Here is a 17,512-nt window from a genome sequence, read left to right as displayed (position 1 = left end):
ACTACGCCCCCGGCCTTTTGATACCTGGAACGCGGGCGCGTCCAGCCGCGATGTCTTGACCACGCTCGGTGAGGGTGGCCACCAGCACAGGTCCCACATCGGAAACAGTTACCGCGCCTTGCTCGGCCAACCAGTGCATCTCAGTTTTAACCTGGTCACGGCTGAGGGTGTGGCCGAAGCTGTCCAGGGCCATGGTCAGTACGGAGCTGTTGGCACGGTAGCCTGTCGTCTCGGCCAGCAGGCGCAGAATGACCAGGCGATAGTCTTCACGCAGAAAGGCGGCGTATTGGGTCATGTTTTTTCTCGCAGCAAGTAATCATTGATCCGGTCCAGCGAGCGGGCTAAAGGGCCAAGCGCATCCTTGACCCCCGATAGTTCGGCCCGCACAGCTTTCATGTCACCCAGCAGATCGGTGACGGCGTTCTGGTCAGGCAGGTGCCGGATTTGCTCTTCCAGGGCAACAATGCGGACACGCAAGTCCAGGAGTTCCTGACCGCTGGCCGCTTGGCGTTTGGTCATCCAGGTGTAGATACCCAGCACAGTCAGAATCAACCACTGCACGGTCTGGAAGCCAAAGTTGAGTTCGTTTAGGTTCATCGAAAACCCCGTCTGTTCATGTGTTTCAAAGCATCCGTGCAGTCGAAACAATGTTCGGTACCCGGTTCGTTTTGGCGCCGATCCTCTGGGATCGCATCACCGCAAGATTCGCAGCGGTAGGCAGACTGGCCTGAGTGGCGTTGCAAGCCGCTAGCTTGGGCACGCTGCATAACCTCTTTGATGTCGTCTTCATCTGTAGCGTGATCGGCTACATCCATATGGCGTCAGTCCTTTTCCTGTAGATCCAGCAAGCCGTTGAGTTGGGCCAGGTTGGTGCGAACCCATAGGCCGTAGTCCTGGGCGTGGGCAAGAATGTCTGCGGGAGTGACGCCGCTTTCCAATAGTTCGGCGTCAGTGCCGGGGGTGGCCCAGGGCGCTTGCGCAGGTTGGGTGGCAGTGGAGCCTGGTCCTGGGGCAGGCACACCGAGGGCGGTGTTGAAGTCGCGCAACCAGCCAGCAGTGAACACGCAACGAGGGATAGGCTGAGTAACTGCGCCAGGCGCAGGCCGGTATTGGGTCGTGACATGTGGAATGCGCTCCTGGAGCAGTTTCTTTTCTTGGGCGTACTGTTCCATCAGGTTGAACAGCAGAGACTCGCTTTCGTTGGCCCTGGCGACTTGTTGCAGCAGCTGCAGTCGGTTGTCCCGCTCGGCTTGCTGGGCCTGTTTGGCATTCTTGGATTCGAGGTCTGACAGTGCTTTTGCACCCAGGGCTTCGGCATATCGGAAGGCAAAGCCATAGGCGATAGCGCCCGCTACCGAAGCACTCAGCACGCAGGCAAGTGCTACGACAGCCCAGCGCGCAGGCAAGGGCCAAACCAATCGCTCAAGCGCGTCCATGGAGGTGCCTTTGGCGGTTTCGCGCTTTACGTGACCGGCGCTTGGCTGCGGCGATGCCCGTTTTGCCATGGCGATAAGGTGGAACAACGCTGGACCTAATCCAGGTTCCATCAGCGGTACTTGGGGTCACCCAACGACAGACCCCAACTAGCCCCGCCATCACAACTGCAAAGCCTCTGCTGAACAGGTTCAGTTTCATGAGGAGGCCCCTTGATCCGGTGGCCCTTGCTTGACCAGGCGAGCAAGGAACAGGACCAGCGCCAGGGCACTGTTGATGGCGGCGTAAGCACGTGGCGAGAACTGGGCTTGCCACATCGGCAACAGTTCCAGTTGGGCAAATCCTAGCAGCGCGATCAGGATGGTGATCTGGACGCTATAGAGCCGATAGCAACAACGCCAATCGCAGATAGGCTTCATGCCGCGACACCGTGCTTCGCCCCGCGCTCGATGCCTGCAAGAGCCAACCCATCGGCAATAATTGCATCCCCATACCATTGACCTCCTGGCAGCGGACCTGGGCCGTTTTCATGGCGGATGATGGCGGTAACCAGGGTGCGCATAACGTCGAAGTCATACACGTCCACGCCTTCAGAGTCGGGGTGACGCCCCAGGGCACGCGCCACACTGGCGGCGTAGGCATTGGTATCGTTTTCGGATGGCGGTGCCCAGCGCTCAACGAACTCACGGACGGTGTCGATGCGGCTGCCGTCTTTTGCCAGGCGCTTGTCCTGGTAGGTGATCAGTACGCGGGCAATGGCGCGGATACCCCAGCGGGGGGCGGTGAACTGGACGAATGCGCTATCGCCCTGGGCAACAGCCATACCTTGCCAGCGCACACCCTTGGCGTGACGGATATTGCCGGGGTTGAAATTACGGATGCCGCGAGGGTTATCGGGTCGCATCGGACGCCTCCAGTAACGGCGCCTCCCTTTTGAGGGCGCCAAAAAACACACACCGCCATCATCGGCGGTGTGTGTTCGGAGGACTTTTAATCGGGATTAAAGAGATTAGTGAATCGCGCTTTCGCGGAAGTCGAAGAGCTGGGAAACCAAGCGTTGGAACCAGCCGACCTTAGCCAGTTCTTCTTTTTTGTAGCCCATCGCTCGCATGGTCTCGTTATGGCAAATGCAGTTGAGCACATGCAATACCGGCGGCTCTTCGGCCTCAATGCTGAGTCTGGATTGAGTCACGCTCAACAAGCATTCTTCAGACTGAGGCTGCAGCATCAGCTTTTCCAGTTCAACGTAACGACGCATAAAGTCGGCATGTGCGCGAGCACGCTGCGCGCTGCCAATGACCAGGTTGATCGACGCCAGTACTGTGACCAGGGCGGAAGCCGCCAGTGCGACCCCTAATGCGTTCTTTTCAAGGATGCCGTAAATCGCCGCTGACCCGAAGATTACCGAAAGCATGTTGGAGAACTGGTCCAGGCGGTCGAAAAATGCCCGACGACGCTGGTGGTATCGGATGGATCGGCGGATGCCAAACAACATGGCATGCCATCGATCCGCCAAATCAGTGCTTACTTCCCCCATTTCCGTTTCCTCCATCTGGGCGTGGTGGTGGTTTGAGTGAGTCATACACTACGTTGCGTCCTGGACCTTCACTATAGTCGATGCTCTGTTTTCCGCGCTCTTCAGAGTTGGTAGCCCGGTCGCGACCGCTTTCACTTTTCTCGCGAGGTTTAACTTTGTCGTCTTTTGACACTGAGTAACTCCTTTAGTTATTGGTATGGGCCGAGAGTCAGTTTGTGCAGTGCGCAGGGCGTGGTTTTTCGGACAGTTCTTTGGTGGCAGCGTCCACGGTGTACACCTTCAAACACTCTTTGCCACCGCCAAATTTCTTTCTCAGCTCCGCATCCTGTTCGGCGTCAGCCTTGGCAACCGCAACAGGGTCAGCAGATTTTAGGCACTGGTCACGCGCTGCCTGGTACGAGTTCAAGGCATCTTTGATTGAGCTGGGAATCGTCTCAACCCCGCCATTGCTCGCAGCACTGACCTGAGACTGCCACCAGGATCTGGCGTAGATGCCAGCAGAGAAGCATTGCCCAAGGGGCTCAAAGACAGATTTGCCGAACTTGGCTTGACCAGCATCAGCCAGCGCGTTGAATGCGCGACTCTGAGCGCCAAGCTCCTGCAACTGGCCCTGCTTCAGGATGGCGGCGCTATCTGCCATTGCCTTGTCCAGGTCTGCAACGTATTGAGTCGCGCTCTGTAGGGCTTGCTCGCTCGCGCTGGTGAAGGTGGCAGCAGCTGCCACAGGTTCAAGTGTTGAGCTTTCGGTAGGTGGTTTACGTGACGAGCCAGCCACGATTAGCCAGTATCCCACTAAGATAATCAGTATCCAAAAGGACACCATCCCGACCTTTTCGCGAGTTCGCATATCTTTCCAGGCTCTACGTTTCACTTTTGTCACGCGCTAACTCCTTGTAAGAACTAAAACCAAAACCGTCCGACGAAGATCCCGAACAAAAAAAGGCCCGCTGCATTCATTTTGTACATGAGCAAGAACTCACGAAGTGGCAAGGGTTCTGCTGCCCGCTCCATAGAGTTTTCTGACGTCGGTTGTGGGGCGACTTCAACCTGCTGAACAAACTCTAGAACTCGTTGTAATTCATTACGTTTTAGGTTGTTAAGCTGCGTGCGCCCAAAGTTCAGGTCGCAGAAGTTCAACATCTCTTGTCGCGCGTCTTTTTCTGTTGCGCCTCGGAGAACTTTTCCTATGAGCCGGCGTTTGTCGGCCTCTTCCTGCAACTGCTCTAGGCGGCTATTTATCACGGCACGAGCTTCATGAAACTGCTCAGCAGTAATTTCGCTGATGGAGCACACCCCTAACTGCGCATGGACTGTGCGCCATACATCTCGCGGATCGTCGCCCAACTCCTCACACTTAGCGCGTAAGTCATGCAGCTCCTTACGCTGGGCTGTTACTAGCCCTCGGAACTCAGACTTTTCCGAAAGATTAATATTGATACCGTAGTTATTGATATCGCCTTCGGCTACTTGGCCCACACCTCCTTGGAATTCCTGTCCCATAACTATTTTTTCCTCTTGCTACCACCGACATTGAGTGTAAGCCCAGCCTGATTCACAGATCCGTGGATGTACTGACCGACGTCGTTAAATGTATGGCTAACCGTCTCGGTAGGAACTCCACCGAGAAGAACTCGGAGCGCTGCATCTCTCAGCTCTTTCTCACTTTCTCGAAAGCGTTCGATTAACAAACGCTCCTCTGGCGTGAGTGCTACGGAAGACCGCACCCCGGTCAGCACGTACTGAACATCCACTCCCGATAGAGCAATGGCGGATAGATAGTCAGCGGTCGGAGAACCATCGCCTTTTTCATAAAGAATCTGAGACCCCTTGGAGACAGCCCCAAGGCGTCCGAAGTCCGTCTGATTCATTCGTAGGCGTTTCCGTTCTTCAACGAGTCTCGCGCCAAGATTAATTCTCTGCACCACAAATCCCCTTGCATGGTTCAAGATCCTGAACCATAATGACCACGCACCACCACTTATAGTCACAATCTACCACACAGGGGGGCGCCATGAACGGCACCACAACTGCACTCGACTCGGCGCCATTGCCGTATCCACAAACCCCTACAAGTGCCAATGCCTGGTTTGTCAGCCATGGCATTTGCAAAGCGCACTGGGCTCAAGCCCAGGGCTTTGATCGGATGACTGTTGTTGACCTGTTACGGGGTCGGTTGAAAGGGTTGCGTGGTGAGGCTCATCACGCAGCTGTTGCCTTGGGATTGAAGGCCAATCCCGCAAGCGCCCATTCAGCTGCTGCATAACTGGAGCCCCCTCATGACTCAACCCATCTCCTCTGCAGCCCGTGTACTACGTGTACTCAAGGCACTGAAAGGCCACACCGTCACCGGCCTCAGCAATACCGAGTTGGCTCAACTCACCAAGGACAGCCCGAGCAACATCACTCGCGCTATGCAGACCCTCATTGAGGAAGGCTTGGCCGTGAAGCTAGACAACGGACGTTTTGCCCACTCGATTGGCTTGCTGCAAATCGCACAAGCCCACGCCGAACACATGTCGCGCTTGACCCACCGCATGCAGGAAATCAATCAGCGTATCGCCGCTGGCTCGTTGAACTAAGGAGAACACCATGGCACGTACCAAAACCCTAGTTGCTGAAGCTGTTGAACTACCAGCCCTAAACGGCGAGATGCTGACAGCTAATCAGAATGTGATGGCGACGATGCAGTCTTCACACAGTGAAGAGCGTGATCTGGTGAATCAGATGCTCGGCCAAATTCAGATGAGTCGCGCAATCTCAAAATTTACCGACGTCGTGAGTTTGCAAAAGTTAAAGAGCATCAAGGAAACCAAGATGTACCGGGCTCTTGCGGGGCAAAAGGGGTTTGATAGGGAGGGTAATGAAATTGCCGATGTCGGGACTTTTGATGGTTTTTGTCGAGCACTTGGCACCAGCGCTAGTAAGGTTGACGAGGATCTAAAAAATCTTGACGTGTTCGGTGAAGAAGCTCTTCAACAGCTAGCTCAAATTGGGGCCGGATATCGTGATCTGCGTAAATACCGTCGCCTGCCGGAAGACGAACAAGCCGCCCTGATCGAAGTCGCCAAAGCCGGTGATAAGGACGCATTCCTTGATCTGGCTGAAGAAATCATCTCCAGACACGCCAAAGAAAAAACCGAACTGACCCAGCGCCTCGACGACGTTAATGCTGACTACGAGGCCCAGGGTGAGGTTATGGCGAAGCGCTCCGGCGAATTGGACCAGACCAAAATGGAGCTGGAGAAAGCCCGTAAGCGCATCCAGTCCGCGACACCTGATGACGTAATCAAAGATCTGCGTAGTGAAGTGACGGCTCTGAGTTTCGAGATCGAATCAAAGGTGATGGGTTCGTTACGTGAAGGCTTCACGCTGATGGCAGAGCATGCCAACGAAACGGGTCAGGATCATCGTGAATTTCAAGCAGACCTTATCCGGCAACTGGAAACCACTCTGGCCACGGTGCGCAGTGAGTTCCATTTGCCAGCCTCCCTGGTCAATAGCGCACCGGTCTGGATGAACACGGAAGAGGCCTGAACATGAACCCAGTTCAGACCCAGCTCTTGGCCCAGATTGCCCAACAGGCAGCCAGTGCCCCGCATGGTCAGCGTACCGCCATCTATAAGGCCGGGGCCGCTGAGCTGGGCATCTCACTCCAAACCCTACAGCGCAAGCTGAAGGAGGTCTCAGTGACCAAGCCTCGTAAACGCCGCAGTGATGCAGGGTGCAGTGCGTTGCCCCTGGAAGAAGCCCAACTGATATCAGCTGTTTTGCTGGAGTCGATCCGCGCCAACAACAAACAGCTGTCCACTATTGAGCGGGCCGTCGAGCGCCTGCGCAGCAACAACATGATTCTTGCCGGTCGTGTCGATGAAGCCACAGGTGTCTTTCAGCCGTTGAGCAACGGAGCAGTCAGCCGTGCTCTGCGCAGCTACAAGCTGCACCCCGAGCAGTTACTGCACGATGTCCCGGCAGTATCACTTGCCAGTAAACACCCGAACCATGTGTGGCAGGTCGATGCCTCGATTTCAACTCAGTTCTATCTCGCCGATGACGGTGCGCGGGTGATGAACAAGGCTGAGTTCTATGACGGTAAGCCCGCCAACCTGAAGAAGATCGAGCGTCAACGCTTGTGGCGCTACGTCATCACCGATCACACCAGCGGCACCGTGTACCTGGAGTATGTACTGGGTGCTGAGTCCGCTGAGAACCTGTGCAATGTATTGATCAATGCAATGCAGAAACGCCACGACTCTGACCCATTCCACGGCGTGCCATGGATGCTCATGACTGACCCTGGTGCAGCCATGACCAGTGGGATCTTTCGCAACCTGTGCCGTGCCATGTCCATTGACTTGATCATTAACAAGGTCGGCAACGCACGGGCTAAAGGTCAAGTTGAGCAGGCGCACAACATTGTTGAGCGCGAGTTTGAGAGCGCGTTGAAGTTTCAGGCGGCCGAAAGTTTGGAGCAGATCAATGCGTGGGCAGGCCAGTGGATGCGTTACTACAACGCCACCTCTATCCATACCCGTACTCGGCGCACCCGGTTTGGTGTGTGGCAACTGATCACCTCCGAACAGCTGCGTTTGGCACCAGCTATTGAGGTCTGTCGAGAGCTGGCAATCAGCACACCGGAAGAGCGCAAGGTCAGCAATCTGCTGCAGGTCTCTTTCCGGGGGGCGCAGTTTGATGTCAGTTCGGTACCAAGTGTGATGGTCGGCGAAAAGCTGTTGATCACTCGTAACTGCTGGCGTGACAAGGATTCCGCCACCGTGGTGTTGATGGGCGATGACGGACGCGAGCAGTACCACGTTGTTGAGCGCATTGAAAAGGGCGAATTCGGCTTTGCGGGAACCTCCGCAATCATTGGTGAACAGTACAAGCGTCATGCTGAAACGCCTGCACAGCTCTCGCGCAAGGTGTTGGAACAGCTCGCCACTGGCACCACAAACCAGGCGGACGCCGAAGCAGCCCGAAAGGCCAAAACCGTGCCGTTCGGGGGCCTGATCGATCCGCACAAACACGTGACCGATACCGTGCTACCGGCCTACTTGCCGCGTCGTGGCACATCGCTGAACGTCAACGCACCGACTATCGAGCACGCGCTGCTGACGCACGTCGAGGCCGCGAAGCTGTTGCGTCCACGTATGCCTGACATGTGGTCGGCTGAAACCTTCAGTTGGCTGCAGCAGCACTACCCGGACGGTATCGACCAGGAACAACTGGACTCTATCGAGACCGAGCTGAAACGACCTGCCGAAGTTGTACGCAAACCACTCAGCCTGGTGGCTGTGGTTGGAGGTAACTGATGTTGAAGCTCAAGCATGTACTGCAAGGCGTAGGGCGACCTCAGTCGGCCCTGGCGGAGTCGCTGAGTCTCAGCTGCGCTGCTGTAGCCCAGTTACTGAATCACAGCCTGTGGCCGCGCAGTCTGGATTGCGAAGAATTGCAGGGGCGCATTCGTGTGTTCCTGACCGAGGCTGGCGCCAACGATGCCGATATCGCCAACGCCTTTGAAGAAGTGGATCTGCCGTGTTCGAGCACGGCAGATCCGGCCCAAGTGAATGAGCCGTCCGGGGAGGACGAATCTATGTTACTGCCAAAACAAACGTTACAGCCATCAACTCGTAAGGCTTTCAGCCTGTTTCGCGATCCCTTTGAGGAGTTGCAGAACGCCCAGGACATGTGGGTCAGTCCTGATATTCGTTATGTTCGCGAGACCATGTATCAGACCGCACGCCATGGTGGGTTCTTGGCGGTCGTGGGCGAATCGGGTGCAGGTAAAAGCACTCTGCGCCGGGACCTGATCAATCGAATCATGGATGCCAATGATCCCGTGATTATCATCGAGCCGTATGTGTTGGCGTCCGAAGACAACGACACCAAGGGCAAATCGCTGAAGAGCACTCACATTGCCGAGTCCATGATGGCGGCGGTCGCTCCCCTCGCGAAGCCCAAGAGCAGCCCTGAAGCCCGTTTCGCGCAGTTGCACAAGGCTTTGAAGGAGTCGCACGCAGCGGGCTACCGGCACTGTCTGGTAATAGAAGAAGCACACAGCCTGCCGATCCCGACCTTGAAGCATCTCAAACGCATCCTGGAACTGGAGGTTGGCTTTGTCAAACTGGTCAGCATCATCATGATCGGCCAACCGGAACTCGACGTGAAGCTGAGTGAGCGCAACGCCGATGTCCGTGAGGTGGTGCAACGCTGCGAGCGCGTCACCCTGGCCCCAGTCAGTGCCAATCTGCTCAAGGAGTTTCTGACCTTTCGCTTCAGCCGTGCAGGAAAGCAGCTGTCTGAGGTGATCGATGACAGTGGTATTGAGGCGATTGCTGCACGTCTTTCCCAGCCAAGTCGCCGTGGTGGTCGTGAGGAAACAGTGTCAATGCTTTATCCGCTGGCCATCGGCAACTTAGTGAATGCTGCGCTCAACATGGCAGCCGATATCGGTGCGCCGCTCGTCAACGCTGACGTTGTGAAGGGGGTGTGAGATGGCCGCTCTCTATTTGGTAGGTGTGCAAGTGATAGCGCCACACCCGGTCAGCATTCTGGCTGAGGAGTTCCCGGTGAAGCTTTCAGCTTTCAACGAACTGACCCGCGATATCCGCAACGCTGGTATCGGGATCAAGCATTTGGTGCTGCAAGACAACAAAATCTTCATTGAGCAGGGCTGTGTGGAGCTGTTCTTAAGGCGCTTTGGGCACGAACTACGTGGAATTCGTTACACGCCTGCAGGGCGTTTTACACGAAACACCGTGTCGGTACGGGGTGTCGATGTGGCTTGGTACACGTTGATGAAGGAGCAGGATCAATGAGCCAATCTCTGACTATTGCAATCGCCGCCATGCGTGATGCTGTCGAGCATGACTCCCCGACTATGTTTTGGGGTGAGGCCATGACGCATGTGGCGGTACTGCTGGAGCACATCAACCAGCAACGTAATGTTTCGGTAGGTACTGCTATGCCTCCTGAAATCAACAACCACTTGCTAGCGTGGATCGTTGACCAGGTTGACACCATTGAAGATGACAGTGTGATTCGCGATATCTACCGGCTAATAGCCGCTGACCAGGCGTCTTTCATTGCCACGGAATACGCCCAAGGGGCGCCAGCTTCGCTGCAAAGTGTTCTGGCAGAGCGCATTCGTCAGATCCAAGTTGAGTGTTTCTACCCGGAACATGACGACGAGAACACTGATGGATCTCTAGCCATGGCTGCTGCGTGCTATGCCGAAGAGGCATTTTACCAAGCAAAGATCGTCGATCGCTTATCTGCCATCTCGCAGGTCACACCCGTGCTGTGGCCTTGGACACCTGATATCTGGAAGCCCACAGATCAACGACAAAACCTGGTCAAGGCGGGCGCCCTAATCCTGGCTGAAATTGACCGTCTCGACCGCGCAGCAGCGCTTGCCCAAAAGGAGCAGCACCATGTCTGACATCAATATCCCTGAAGGCTTCGTTCGCAACGCAGTCGGCCATCTCGTCCCGGTAAGCCAGGTCCGTGACCACGACAAGCTTCGCGACCAGGTTGCCCGCGAACTTACTGACGAAGCCAAAGCACTGAGCCTGGCGCTGAAAAACTTCAAGAAGAAAGCGCTCGGTGATGTAGCCGACTTGATCAGTATTGCCGGTGAGCGTTATGGCGTAACGATGGGTGGCAAGAAAGGCAATGTCACCATCGCGACCTATGACGGCAAGTTCAAAGTACAGCGTTCATATGCAGACCGCCTGACGTTCACGGAAGAAATGGAGGTCGCCAAGGTCTTGGTCTACGACTGCATCCGCGCCTGGAGCAAAGGCGCTGACGACCACTTGATGGCCATTGTCGACCGTACCTTTAGTCCTAACCGCAACGGTCAGATCAAAACTTCTGACGTGCTGGACCTGCTGCGGTTGGAGATCGACGACGACAACTGGAAGGCAGCCATGCAGGCGGTGAAGGACTCCATCATGGTCTCGGGCAGCGCCGTGTACATCCGTGTTTATGAGCGGATCGGCGACTCAGACAACTACAAGGCAATCCCTCTCGACCTGGCGGTGGTGTGATATGGGCCTTCTAACTTCGATGAAATGGCCCAAAACGACACTGTTCGATCTGCTTGAAGATGCAGAGGCCAATACAAAGGACACCTTTGACGTTGTTCACCTGGAGCTGGAGTCAGGCCAGAGCTACGTGGTTGCGATTCTTCATGGCGAGCCAGATCAGGTTGATGCTATTGCCGAACAACTTGAGGAACTCAAGCATCAATGGCTGGGCACAAAAAATGACAAATCGTCCCTCTGCAGGTCACGCGACACGACCGATCAAGTAACAGCAGACGTTCACGACCCTGAAGTCGCGAAAATCATCGACTTGCTCCAGCAATGGCACACGAGCCGCATCCAGAAGCTACAGATGATTGTGCAGGCACCTGCGGATACCGAACTGGTGTTGCGCGGGGTAAACGGGCATCAGGTCGAACTGTTGGGTGACGAACGTAAGGGCTTTAAAGCTGGGTGCGCCATGGCGCTCGATCTCTTTAGCAAGTTTCCACTGACGATGACCGAGATCATCGACGATGACACAGGCGAGGATGAGTGACATGGACACTAACAACCGCACTCTTGAAAAAATCAAAAAGTGTCTGGAAATGGCGAAGTCCAAAACCAGCAACCCCCACGAAGCTGAAATCGCATTACGCCAAGCCCACAAGCTGATGGAAATGTACAACCTGGAGGTGGGTGATGTACTTGCCAGCATGGCTAGCGAACACACGATCCTTGCCGGCTCTGAAGGTTCTCCACCTGTGTGGCGTGTGCGACTTGCCCAAGTTTGCGCAGATGCATTCGGCACCATGATCATTATTTCCAACCCTCGATGGAGTGCGGCCCGCTTCATCTTTGTTGGCTGCTCAGCGGCGCCAGAGCTTGCTGGCTACGCATACCAAGTGCTGGGGCGCCAGTTGCAGAAAGCCCGTCGTGACTTTCTGGACACCCAAAAGCGTTGCAAGCGATCTACCAAAGTCGCCCGAGGGGATGCCTTCGCCAATGGCTGGCTGGACGCCGTACACAGCAAAATTCAGGCATTCGCAGGTGTGGAAGACAACATCGCCGAGGCAATTGAAGCCTTCATGCAGAAACACCATCCCGATCTGCAGAGCGTTGATATCAAGCGTCGTAAGGTTAAAGCGCGTAACGAAGGCGCCAGTGATGCCGGTTATGAAGCTGGTAAATCCGCTCAACTGCACCAGGCCGTGAATCACCAACCTCGCGCACGCTTGACCATGGGGGTTTGAAAATGGATGTCATGGAAACGAAGTTCGACACCCTGGTGGTTGAAGGCATGGGTGGCGAAGTTCCTCGGGTAATTGGCGAGCTGCGAGTGGCCGCTTGGTCTTCGGGTCATGCCCTCGACGAGAAGCTTGCTATGGAGGACTTCATCCGTGAGTTGTCTTACGGCGACATTGAAGATCCGCAGCAGGCTGCAATTGAACTGATGGAGCGTCTGAAATGGGCATGACCAGCACAGGGAAACTTTCAGCCGGTGTACTGGAGTTCATGGCGATCTGCGATCAGTGCAAGCGCCCCCGCAATACCGGCAACCACACTAAGTGCAGCAAGATTCGGCAACGGATTCACGCTGCTCATAACCAACAGTGCAGCAACGCACGTTCGATGCAGAGAGGTGACAAGTGAAATCCGCGCCTTCCAACCCGAACCGCCTGCGCTTGATCAAGCTGATCCATGTCGCCCGACGTGAGCTACGCATGGAAGATGACACCTATCGCCTGATGCTAGCTGGTATGAAGGGTTTGGACGGCGCAACGTCCACCGCTGATCTGAGCGTTACAAACCTGCTCAGGGTTTTGGAACAGCTCAAGCTAAAGGGTTTCAAGGTTCGTCCAAACAAACAGCAGAAGCGGCCGCTGGCCGACGACATTCAATCGAAGAAGATCCGATCACTGTGGTTGGAGCTGCACGGCCTGGGAGCGGTGCGCGACCCCTCCGAGGCAGCTCTGGCCAAGTTCGTACAGAGCATGACTCGTGTGTCAGCGCTGCAGTGGCTGAACACCGCCCAGGCGAGCCGAGTCATTGAGAACCTGAAACAATGGATGGGGAGAGTCCAGTCATGAGCACAATACGAGGTACTGATCTTTTAAGTGAAACCATCGAGCCGATGGCTAAGGTGATCCAGGAAAGCTTGGGCGTGAGCATTGAACTGGCCGAAGCGACGAGCGTGGAAATCACCACGCTTTTTGCCCACCTCTGGGGTGGCCAGGTGGTCTATGTGCCCAAGGGCGTAAGCATTCAAGCTTCGAGACTGCACCAAAAGATCTACGACGACTGGACTGGTCGCAATCACCACGAGGTTGCAACTAAACATGGTGTTTCTGTTCAGCTGGTTTACAAGGTGGTTAAGCGCATGCGCCTGGCAATCATCGCTCGTAATCAGCGTGACCTATTCGAACCGCCTGAAGACACGTTGGAAAAGGAGTAAATGGCAGGACAGGCTGGCCTCATCGAAGGTATGCTAACCCCGGTCAACGGCAACTGATCGGGGGCTATTTCAAATTGCACTGGCTGCAACTCTATTTCAGAACTCCGCTCACCATGTACCACCATGTCCCGGAGTATCTCGGGTTTACCTCACACTCCCCCTAGTATTTATCCCAGTCCTAAACAGATGACCCCCTGGGCAGCCGACTCCACCTGGCGCGGCAAGCTCAACCTGACCCCGGAACATATCACCGACATGGTGGTGGACATGGACCGGCGCGGCCTGCGGGTGATCGCCCATTGCACCGGCGACGGCGCTTCCGATGTATTTCTCGATGCGGTAGCCGAGGCGCGGCGGGTCAACGGTGACAGCGGCATTCGTCACCAATGTGCCCACAGCACCCTGCTACATCCGGGCAACCTCAAGCGCTTCAAGGCGCTGAACGTGATCGCCGAGTTCTCCCCGGCTGCCTGGTACCCGACGCCGTTTGCCAGCGGCGCCCGCTCCGGTTACGGCGCCGAGCGCCTCAAGCGCATCTACGACTTCAAAGGCGTGCTGGCCGAAGGCGGCCTGGCGGTGATGGGCACCGACTGGCCGGTGGCCTCGATTGACCCGTGGTTGGCCCTGGAAACCATGGTCACCCGGCAAAACCCCTGGAACCAGGAACCGGACTGCTTCGGCGAGCCGATCACCCTGGAGCAGGCACTGCAAGTGGCGACCCTCAACGGCGCCCACGCCATGGGCCTGGAGCACTCCACCGGCAGCCTGGAGGTGGGCAAGTGCGCCGACCTGATCGTGATCGACCGCGACCTGTTCGCCCAGCCCGCGCGCAACTACATCCACCAGACCCAGGTGCTGCTGACCCTGGTCGATGGGCGGCCGGTGTACGACCGCCTCAACACTTTTGAAGGCACGGCGCTGCAAGCCGTGTGGCAAGGCCTGCCGCCGGTGATCGAATGAATAGCGAGCGTATTGCGGTCACGGTAGTCTCGGGCTTTCTCGGCGCAGGCAAGACCACCCTGCTCAACCGTATCGCCCAGCAGCCGCAACATGGGCGCATGGCGGTGATCGTCAATGACTTCGGCGAGCTGAATATCGATGCGGCGATCATCGCCGAAGTCACCGACGCCGTGTTCAGCCTGCAGAACGGCTGCATCTGCTGCACCGTGCAAGAGGACCTGCTGGCGCAACTGGTGAGCCTGAGCCAGATGCGCCCACGCCTGGATCGGATCGTGATCGAGTGCAGCGGCGTGTCCGACCCGCAACGCATTGTACAAACCCTGGGTTATCCACAACTCAAGGCGCACCTGTACCTGGATACGGTGATCACCCTGGTGGACGCCAGCGGCTACAGCACCCTGGAAGGTGAATTCGCGCGCTTGTCCCGCGCTCAGGTGGCGTGTGCCGACCTGGTGCTATTGAACAAGGCCGATCTGGTCAGCGCCGCCGAACTGCAGCGCCTGCGCACCGAGATCGGAGCGCGTACGCGGGTGATCAGTACCGTCCAGGCGCAGATCCCCGACGCCCTGCTGCTGGGCGAACGCAACCCACGCAACGGCCTGACGCCGGTGCCGGCGCCGCACCACGAACTGTTCGAAAGCTGGACCTGGCAGGGCACCCAGGCCCTGCCGGCCAAAGCCCTGCGCGATTGGCTGGGGCAACTGCCCAAGGATTTGTTCCGCCTCAAAGGCCTGGTGCATTTACAGGGCAACGACCAACCCTTCTGGTTGCAACATGTGGGCAACCGCAGCCAGTTCACCCTGGCCGGCGGCGAGCATGCGCAGGATTCATCGCAACTGGTGTTCATCGTCCGACGCGGCAGCGAGCTACGGGAGCGGCTGGAGACACAACTGCAAGAGATACAGGGCCTGTAGACGCGGATGACGATGAAGGCAGAGTGCCGCCTTGACCTTGCTACCCTGGCCCTTGAAAATGCCCGACGCTTTTTCGTCTCCCCGCTTACAGAAGTAGTGAAATTTCAATGTCCGATTCCCGTACTGAAGAATCCGTAGTCACCTTGCAATCCAAAGCTGAATACGAAAACGCCATCAATCTTTCACAGCATGTGCCAGCGGCCAAGAACATCAGTGAAATGGTGCTGGACGCGTTCCATACCTCCAAGGAAAGCGACCAGATCCGCGAATTGCGCATCGCCATCCGCCAGGCCCACGACGCCTTCGACGATGACCAGGCCTACGACCTGATGGGCCAGCTCAAACAGCTCAAGGACGCCGAAGCGGCCGACAACGCCGCCCTGGAAGACCTGAGCAGCAAGTTTTCGATCAGCCGCATCCTGTCCAGCTTCAAGGACGACCCCGAGTTCCAGGAACTGGTGTATGGCCTGGCACTCAAGGTGCTGAACCAGACCCACCAGGCCATCAGCAACCCGAGCGCCGGCAAGGGCAAGGCCGCGCGGGCGAAGAAGGAATTGGAAGTGTTTGTGATCAGCAAGGACGGGATCAGCGTAACCCTGCCGCTGCGCACGCCGCGCTCCAAGCTCAATGTAGACCGCGAGGCGCTGGAGTTTTTGGGGTTCAGCTTTGTGGGCGAAGGGGATGAAGCGGAGCTTGAGAGTGAGAGCTTTGTGGATAACTCCGGTGTCGAGCAGCCTTTGACGCGCAAGAGCATCGTCACCGCGCTGCAACAGCAGACTGCGTTTGACGGTTACAGCATCGCCCAGCAATAAGCCCTACCCCCTCTAAATGTGGGAGCGGGCTTGCTCGCGAATGCGCAGTGTCAGTCACTTATTTGTTGATTGATACACCGCTTTCGCGAGCAAGCCCGCTCCCACAGGTAAGCAGCTCCGCGCTCTGGTTTTGCTGTTGCTTTTGATCTCAGGCGCCCCGTTAAACCACGATGGCCGCAGGCAGGTATTGCGCAGTGGGCACCCCGGCATGGATGCCGGGGTAGCCGCGACACGGCCATGGATGGCCGATCGCGGCGGGCCCACGGAGCAATGCCTGACTGCGGGCATGCCGAGCCTAGGCGAGGCACCGAGTGGTGGGGCAAGAGCCCTTTGCTTACTTTGGGGCTTTTCCAAAGTGAGCCGCCGTCAGGGCGGAACCCTAGGCCGCCGTTACCGCAGAAATGGATATGTACTCATACCAAACCACCCCCACAAAAAAGCCCCGCGCTTCTCTCGAAGGCGGGGCTTTTCATTGCATCCCAACTCAGTGGGCGTAAGTCAGCAGCAACTCTTTCGGCACCTGGAAATCCAGGGACATCATCACGCTCAAGGCCGTGATGGTGAAGATCGAGAAGACGAACAACTTGCGCGCCCAGACAGTGTCATCCACCGCCTTGTAGCCGGTCCAGGCCATGTACAACCAGTACATGCCCATGGCCGCGGCGACGGCGAGGTAGCTCATGCCGGCGTAGCCACTGAAGGTCAACATCAAGGTCGCCACGAGGAAGGCCAGGATGTAGAGCAGGATGTGTTTCTTCGCCACCTGGATGCCGCGCTTGACCGGCAATACCGGAATCGAAGCCGCCAGGTAATCGTTGAAACGGAAGATCGCAATGGCGTAGGAGTGCGGCATCTGCCACAGGCTGAACATCACCAGCAGCACCAGCGCAGCCATGTCGAAGCTATTGGTCACAGCGACATAACCAATCACCGGCGGCATCGCCCCCGACAGGCTGCCCACCAGCGTGCCGTGAACCGACTTGCGCTTGAGGTACAGGCTGTAGAGGCCGACGTAGATGACAAAGCCGATCACGGCAAACAACGCCGCCAGCGGATTGGCCACCGTGTACAGCAATGCCACGCCGGCAACACCGAGGACGGTCGCGAAGATCAGTGCCAGTTTCAGGGAGATTAGGCCCTGGACCAGCACACGATTCTTGGTGCGCTCCATCTTGATATCGATGTCACGGTCGATGCAGTTGTTGAACACGCAACCGGATGCCACAACAAGGGAAGTGCCGATCATTGCCGCCAGGAAGATGGCCAGATCGACATGCCCCTTGGAGGCCAGGAAGAAACCGCCTGCCACAGAAAGCACGTTACCGAAAATGATCCCCGGTTTGGTGATTTGGATAAAGTGCTTGAGCGACATCGGG

Annotated in this window: 26 protein-coding genes and 1 pseudogene; 16 read left to right on the top strand and 11 right to left on the bottom strand. The window is 56.7% G+C overall.

Annotated elements, in window-relative coordinates:
• Position 1: 1 nt before the first annotated feature.
• From HBO05_RS24110 to HBO05_RS24065, 10 genes are all read right to left on the bottom strand, one after another.
• Positions 2–295, bottom strand: coding sequence for a hypothetical protein (locus HBO05_RS24110; RefSeq protein ID WP_041986514.1), 294 nt, complete (start codon positions 293–295; stop codon positions 2–4).
• The gene (locus tag HBO05_RS24105) at positions 292–597 is read right to left on the bottom strand and encodes a DUF2730 domain-containing protein (protein ID WP_172314330.1); all 306 of its coding nucleotides are present in this window, start codon (positions 595–597) and stop codon (positions 292–294) included. Before HBO05_RS24105 ends, HBO05_RS24110 begins: the two co-directional genes overlap by 4 nt.
• On the bottom strand, positions 594–767 hold the full coding sequence (locus HBO05_RS24100) for a TraR/DksA C4-type zinc finger protein (RefSeq protein WP_262381458.1): 174 nt from the start codon (positions 765–767) through the stop codon (positions 594–596). The genes HBO05_RS24105 and HBO05_RS24100 overlap by 4 nt, the downstream gene beginning before the upstream one ends.
• Before the next feature lie 54 nt (positions 768–821).
• Positions 822–1,547 (bottom strand): lysis protein, encoded by a 726-nt coding sequence (locus HBO05_RS24095; RefSeq protein ID WP_262381454.1) that lies wholly within the window; start codon positions 1,545–1,547, stop codon positions 822–824.
• 84 nt (positions 1,548–1,631) lie between these two features.
• Positions 1,632–1,853, bottom strand: a complete 222-nt coding sequence (locus tag HBO05_RS24090) for a hypothetical protein (protein ID WP_172314326.1) — start codon at positions 1,851–1,853, stop codon at positions 1,632–1,634.
• Positions 1,850–2,338 carry a structural protein gene (locus HBO05_RS24085; RefSeq protein ID WP_172314324.1) on the bottom strand — a complete coding sequence of 163 codons (489 nt, stop codon included), beginning with the start codon at positions 2,336–2,338 and terminating at the stop codon, positions 1,850–1,852. Before HBO05_RS24085 ends, HBO05_RS24090 begins: the two co-directional genes overlap by 4 nt.
• A 105-nt stretch (positions 2,339–2,443) precedes the next feature.
• Positions 2,444–3,016 (bottom strand): hypothetical protein, encoded by a 573-nt coding sequence (locus HBO05_RS24080; RefSeq protein ID WP_262381453.1) that lies wholly within the window; start codon positions 3,014–3,016, stop codon positions 2,444–2,446.
• Between the two features lie 163 nt (positions 3,017–3,179).
• Positions 3,180–3,851: a hypothetical protein gene (locus tag HBO05_RS24075; RefSeq protein WP_172314322.1), complete on the bottom strand. Its 672-nt coding sequence runs from the start codon at positions 3,849–3,851 to the stop codon at positions 3,180–3,182.
• Positions 3,852–3,871: 20 nt separating this feature from the next.
• Complete coding sequence (locus HBO05_RS24070) at positions 3,872–4,471, bottom strand: hypothetical protein (protein ID WP_172314320.1); 600 nt, start codon at positions 4,469–4,471, stop codon at positions 3,872–3,874.
• 2 nt (positions 4,472–4,473) lie between these two features.
• Entirely contained in the window at positions 4,474–4,839 is a 366-nt protein-coding gene (locus HBO05_RS24065; RefSeq protein ID WP_172314318.1) for an XRE family transcriptional regulator, read from the bottom strand.
• A 143-nt stretch (positions 4,840–4,982) separates the two neighbouring features.
• Between HBO05_RS24065 and HBO05_RS24060 the strand changes: the two genes are divergently transcribed.
• The 16 genes and pseudogenes from HBO05_RS24060 (at position 4,983) to HBO05_RS23985 (ending at position 16,136) form a co-directional block, all read left to right on the top strand.
• Entirely contained in the window at positions 4,983–5,234 is a 252-nt protein-coding gene (locus HBO05_RS24060; RefSeq protein WP_172314316.1) for a DNA-binding protein, read from the top strand.
• A 13-nt stretch (positions 5,235–5,247) separates the two neighbouring features.
• Positions 5,248–5,550, top strand: a complete 303-nt coding sequence (locus HBO05_RS24055) for a helix-turn-helix domain-containing protein (RefSeq protein ID WP_172314314.1) — start codon at positions 5,248–5,250, stop codon at positions 5,548–5,550.
• A 10-nt stretch (positions 5,551–5,560) separates the two neighbouring features.
• Positions 5,561–6,505 (top strand): hypothetical protein, encoded by a 945-nt coding sequence (locus tag HBO05_RS24050; protein WP_172314312.1) that lies wholly within the window; start codon positions 5,561–5,563, stop codon positions 6,503–6,505.
• Between the two features lie 2 nt (positions 6,506–6,507).
• The gene (locus HBO05_RS24045; protein ID WP_172314310.1) at positions 6,508–8,280 is read left to right on the top strand and encodes a DDE-type integrase/transposase/recombinase; all 1,773 of its coding nucleotides are present in this window, start codon (positions 6,508–6,510) and stop codon (positions 8,278–8,280) included.
• Entirely contained in the window at positions 8,280–9,461 is a 1,182-nt protein-coding gene (locus tag HBO05_RS24040; protein WP_172314308.1) for an AAA family ATPase, read from the top strand. Before HBO05_RS24045 ends, HBO05_RS24040 begins: the two co-directional genes overlap by 1 nt.
• 1 nt (position 9,462) lies before the next feature.
• Positions 9,463–9,786: a hypothetical protein gene (locus HBO05_RS24035; RefSeq protein ID WP_172314306.1), complete on the top strand. Its 324-nt coding sequence runs from the start codon at positions 9,463–9,465 to the stop codon at positions 9,784–9,786.
• Positions 9,783–10,409, top strand: coding sequence for a hypothetical protein (locus tag HBO05_RS29395; protein ID WP_262381452.1), 627 nt, complete (start codon positions 9,783–9,785; stop codon positions 10,407–10,409). The genes HBO05_RS24035 and HBO05_RS29395 overlap by 4 nt, the downstream gene beginning before the upstream one ends.
• Positions 10,402–11,019 carry a DUF3164 family protein gene (locus HBO05_RS24025; RefSeq protein WP_172314304.1) on the top strand — a complete coding sequence of 206 codons (618 nt, stop codon included), beginning with the start codon at positions 10,402–10,404 and terminating at the stop codon, positions 11,017–11,019. The genes HBO05_RS29395 and HBO05_RS24025 overlap by 8 nt, the downstream gene beginning before the upstream one ends.
• A 1-nt stretch (position 11,020) precedes the next feature.
• Positions 11,021–11,554 carry a hypothetical protein gene (locus HBO05_RS24020; protein WP_172314302.1) on the top strand — a complete coding sequence of 178 codons (534 nt, stop codon included), beginning with the start codon at positions 11,021–11,023 and terminating at the stop codon, positions 11,552–11,554.
• A 1-nt stretch (position 11,555) separates the two neighbouring features.
• Positions 11,556–12,248 (top strand): DUF2786 domain-containing protein, encoded by a 693-nt coding sequence (locus HBO05_RS24015; protein WP_172314300.1) that lies wholly within the window; start codon positions 11,556–11,558, stop codon positions 12,246–12,248.
• 2 nt (positions 12,249–12,250) lie between these two features.
• Positions 12,251–12,472, top strand: coding sequence for a hypothetical protein (locus tag HBO05_RS24010; RefSeq protein WP_172314298.1), 222 nt, complete (start codon positions 12,251–12,253; stop codon positions 12,470–12,472).
• A gap of 172 nt (positions 12,473–12,644) precedes the next feature.
• Positions 12,645–13,085 (top strand): regulatory protein GemA, encoded by a 441-nt coding sequence (locus HBO05_RS24005; RefSeq protein WP_172314296.1) that lies wholly within the window; start codon positions 12,645–12,647, stop codon positions 13,083–13,085.
• Complete coding sequence (locus HBO05_RS24000; protein WP_172314294.1) at positions 13,082–13,450, top strand: Mor transcription activator family protein; 369 nt, start codon at positions 13,082–13,084, stop codon at positions 13,448–13,450. The genes HBO05_RS24005 and HBO05_RS24000 overlap by 4 nt, the downstream gene beginning before the upstream one ends.
• A 186-nt stretch (positions 13,451–13,636) precedes the next feature.
• Positions 13,637–14,410 (top strand): annotated as a pseudogene (locus tag HBO05_RS23995) (amidohydrolase family protein); the annotation flags it as partial.
• Entirely contained in the window at positions 14,407–15,324 is a 918-nt protein-coding gene (locus HBO05_RS23990; RefSeq protein WP_172314292.1) for a GTP-binding protein, read from the top strand. The pseudogene HBO05_RS23995 and the gene HBO05_RS23990, both read left to right, overlap by 4 nt.
• 107 nt (positions 15,325–15,431) lie before the next feature.
• Entirely contained in the window at positions 15,432–16,136 is a 705-nt protein-coding gene (locus HBO05_RS23985) for a hypothetical protein (RefSeq protein ID WP_169956220.1), read from the top strand.
• 484 nt (positions 16,137–16,620) lie between these two features.
• Here the strand turns inward: HBO05_RS23985 and cyoE are convergent, their stop codons facing one another.
• A complete protein-coding gene (cyoE, locus tag HBO05_RS23980) occupies positions 16,621–17,508 on the bottom strand; it encodes a heme o synthase (RefSeq protein WP_029300217.1) in 888 nt (295 codons plus the stop codon).
• Positions 17,509–17,512: the final 4 nt, after the last annotated feature.

The organism is Pseudomonas sp. WS 5079, assembly GCF_012985465.1.
GTDB lineage: Bacteria > Pseudomonadota > Gammaproteobacteria > Pseudomonadales > Pseudomonadaceae > Aquipseudomonas.
The sequence above is the reverse complement of the archived record's forward strand: the minus strand, read 5'-3'. Positions and strand labels throughout refer to the sequence as shown.

Bases quoted from the DNA above. Each gene is read 5' to 3' on its own strand.
- HBO05_RS24020 (WP_172314302.1), top strand. From the start codon at position 11,021: ATGGGCCTTCTAACTTCGATGAAATGGCCCAAAACGACACTGTTCGAT.
- HBO05_RS24110 (WP_041986514.1), bottom strand. From the start codon at position 295: ATGACCCAATACGCCGCCTTTCTGCGTGAAGACTATCGCCTGGTCATT.
- HBO05_RS24080 (WP_262381453.1), bottom strand. From the start codon at position 3,016: ATGACTCACTCAAACCACCACCACGCCCAGATGGAGGAAACGGAAATG.
- HBO05_RS24065 (WP_172314318.1), bottom strand. From the start codon at position 4,839: ATGAATCAGACGGACTTCGGACGCCTTGGGGCTGTCTCCAAGGGGTCT.
- HBO05_RS24000 (WP_172314294.1), top strand. From the start codon at position 13,082: ATGAGCACAATACGAGGTACTGATCTTTTAAGTGAAACCATCGAGCCG.
- HBO05_RS24055 (WP_172314314.1), top strand. From the start codon at position 5,248: ATGACTCAACCCATCTCCTCTGCAGCCCGTGTACTACGTGTACTCAAG.
- HBO05_RS24035 (WP_172314306.1), top strand. From the start codon at position 9,463: ATGGCCGCTCTCTATTTGGTAGGTGTGCAAGTGATAGCGCCACACCCG.
- HBO05_RS24090 (WP_172314326.1), bottom strand. From the start codon at position 1,853: ATGAAGCCTATCTGCGATTGGCGTTGTTGCTATCGGCTCTATAGCGTC.
- HBO05_RS24060 (WP_172314316.1), top strand. From the start codon at position 4,983: ATGAACGGCACCACAACTGCACTCGACTCGGCGCCATTGCCGTATCCA.
- HBO05_RS23990 (WP_172314292.1), top strand. From the start codon at position 14,407: ATGAATAGCGAGCGTATTGCGGTCACGGTAGTCTCGGGCTTTCTCGGC.
- HBO05_RS24105 (WP_172314330.1), bottom strand. From the start codon at position 597: ATGAACCTAAACGAACTCAACTTTGGCTTCCAGACCGTGCAGTGGTTG.
- HBO05_RS24050 (WP_172314312.1), top strand. From the start codon at position 5,561: ATGGCACGTACCAAAACCCTAGTTGCTGAAGCTGTTGAACTACCAGCC.
- HBO05_RS24095 (WP_262381454.1), bottom strand. From the start codon at position 1,547: ATGGAACCTGGATTAGGTCCAGCGTTGTTCCACCTTATCGCCATGGCA.
- HBO05_RS24070 (WP_172314320.1), bottom strand. From the start codon at position 4,471: ATGGGACAGGAATTCCAAGGAGGTGTGGGCCAAGTAGCCGAAGGCGAT.
- HBO05_RS23985 (WP_169956220.1), top strand. From the start codon at position 15,432: ATGTCCGATTCCCGTACTGAAGAATCCGTAGTCACCTTGCAATCCAAA.
- HBO05_RS24100 (WP_262381458.1), bottom strand. From the start codon at position 767: ATGCAGCGTGCCCAAGCTAGCGGCTTGCAACGCCACTCAGGCCAGTCT.
- HBO05_RS24085 (WP_172314324.1), bottom strand. From the start codon at position 2,338: ATGCGACCCGATAACCCTCGCGGCATCCGTAATTTCAACCCCGGCAAT.
- HBO05_RS29395 (WP_262381452.1), top strand. From the start codon at position 9,783: ATGAGCCAATCTCTGACTATTGCAATCGCCGCCATGCGTGATGCTGTC.
- cyoE (WP_029300217.1), bottom strand. From the start codon at position 17,508: ATGTCGCTCAAGCACTTTATCCAAATCACCAAACCGGGGATCATTTTC.
- HBO05_RS24045 (WP_172314310.1), top strand. From the start codon at position 6,508: ATGAACCCAGTTCAGACCCAGCTCTTGGCCCAGATTGCCCAACAGGCA.
- HBO05_RS24025 (WP_172314304.1), top strand. From the start codon at position 10,402: ATGTCTGACATCAATATCCCTGAAGGCTTCGTTCGCAACGCAGTCGGC.
- HBO05_RS24015 (WP_172314300.1), top strand. From the start codon at position 11,556: ATGGACACTAACAACCGCACTCTTGAAAAAATCAAAAAGTGTCTGGAA.
- HBO05_RS24040 (WP_172314308.1), top strand. From the start codon at position 8,280: ATGTTGAAGCTCAAGCATGTACTGCAAGGCGTAGGGCGACCTCAGTCG.
- HBO05_RS24010 (WP_172314298.1), top strand. From the start codon at position 12,251: ATGGATGTCATGGAAACGAAGTTCGACACCCTGGTGGTTGAAGGCATG.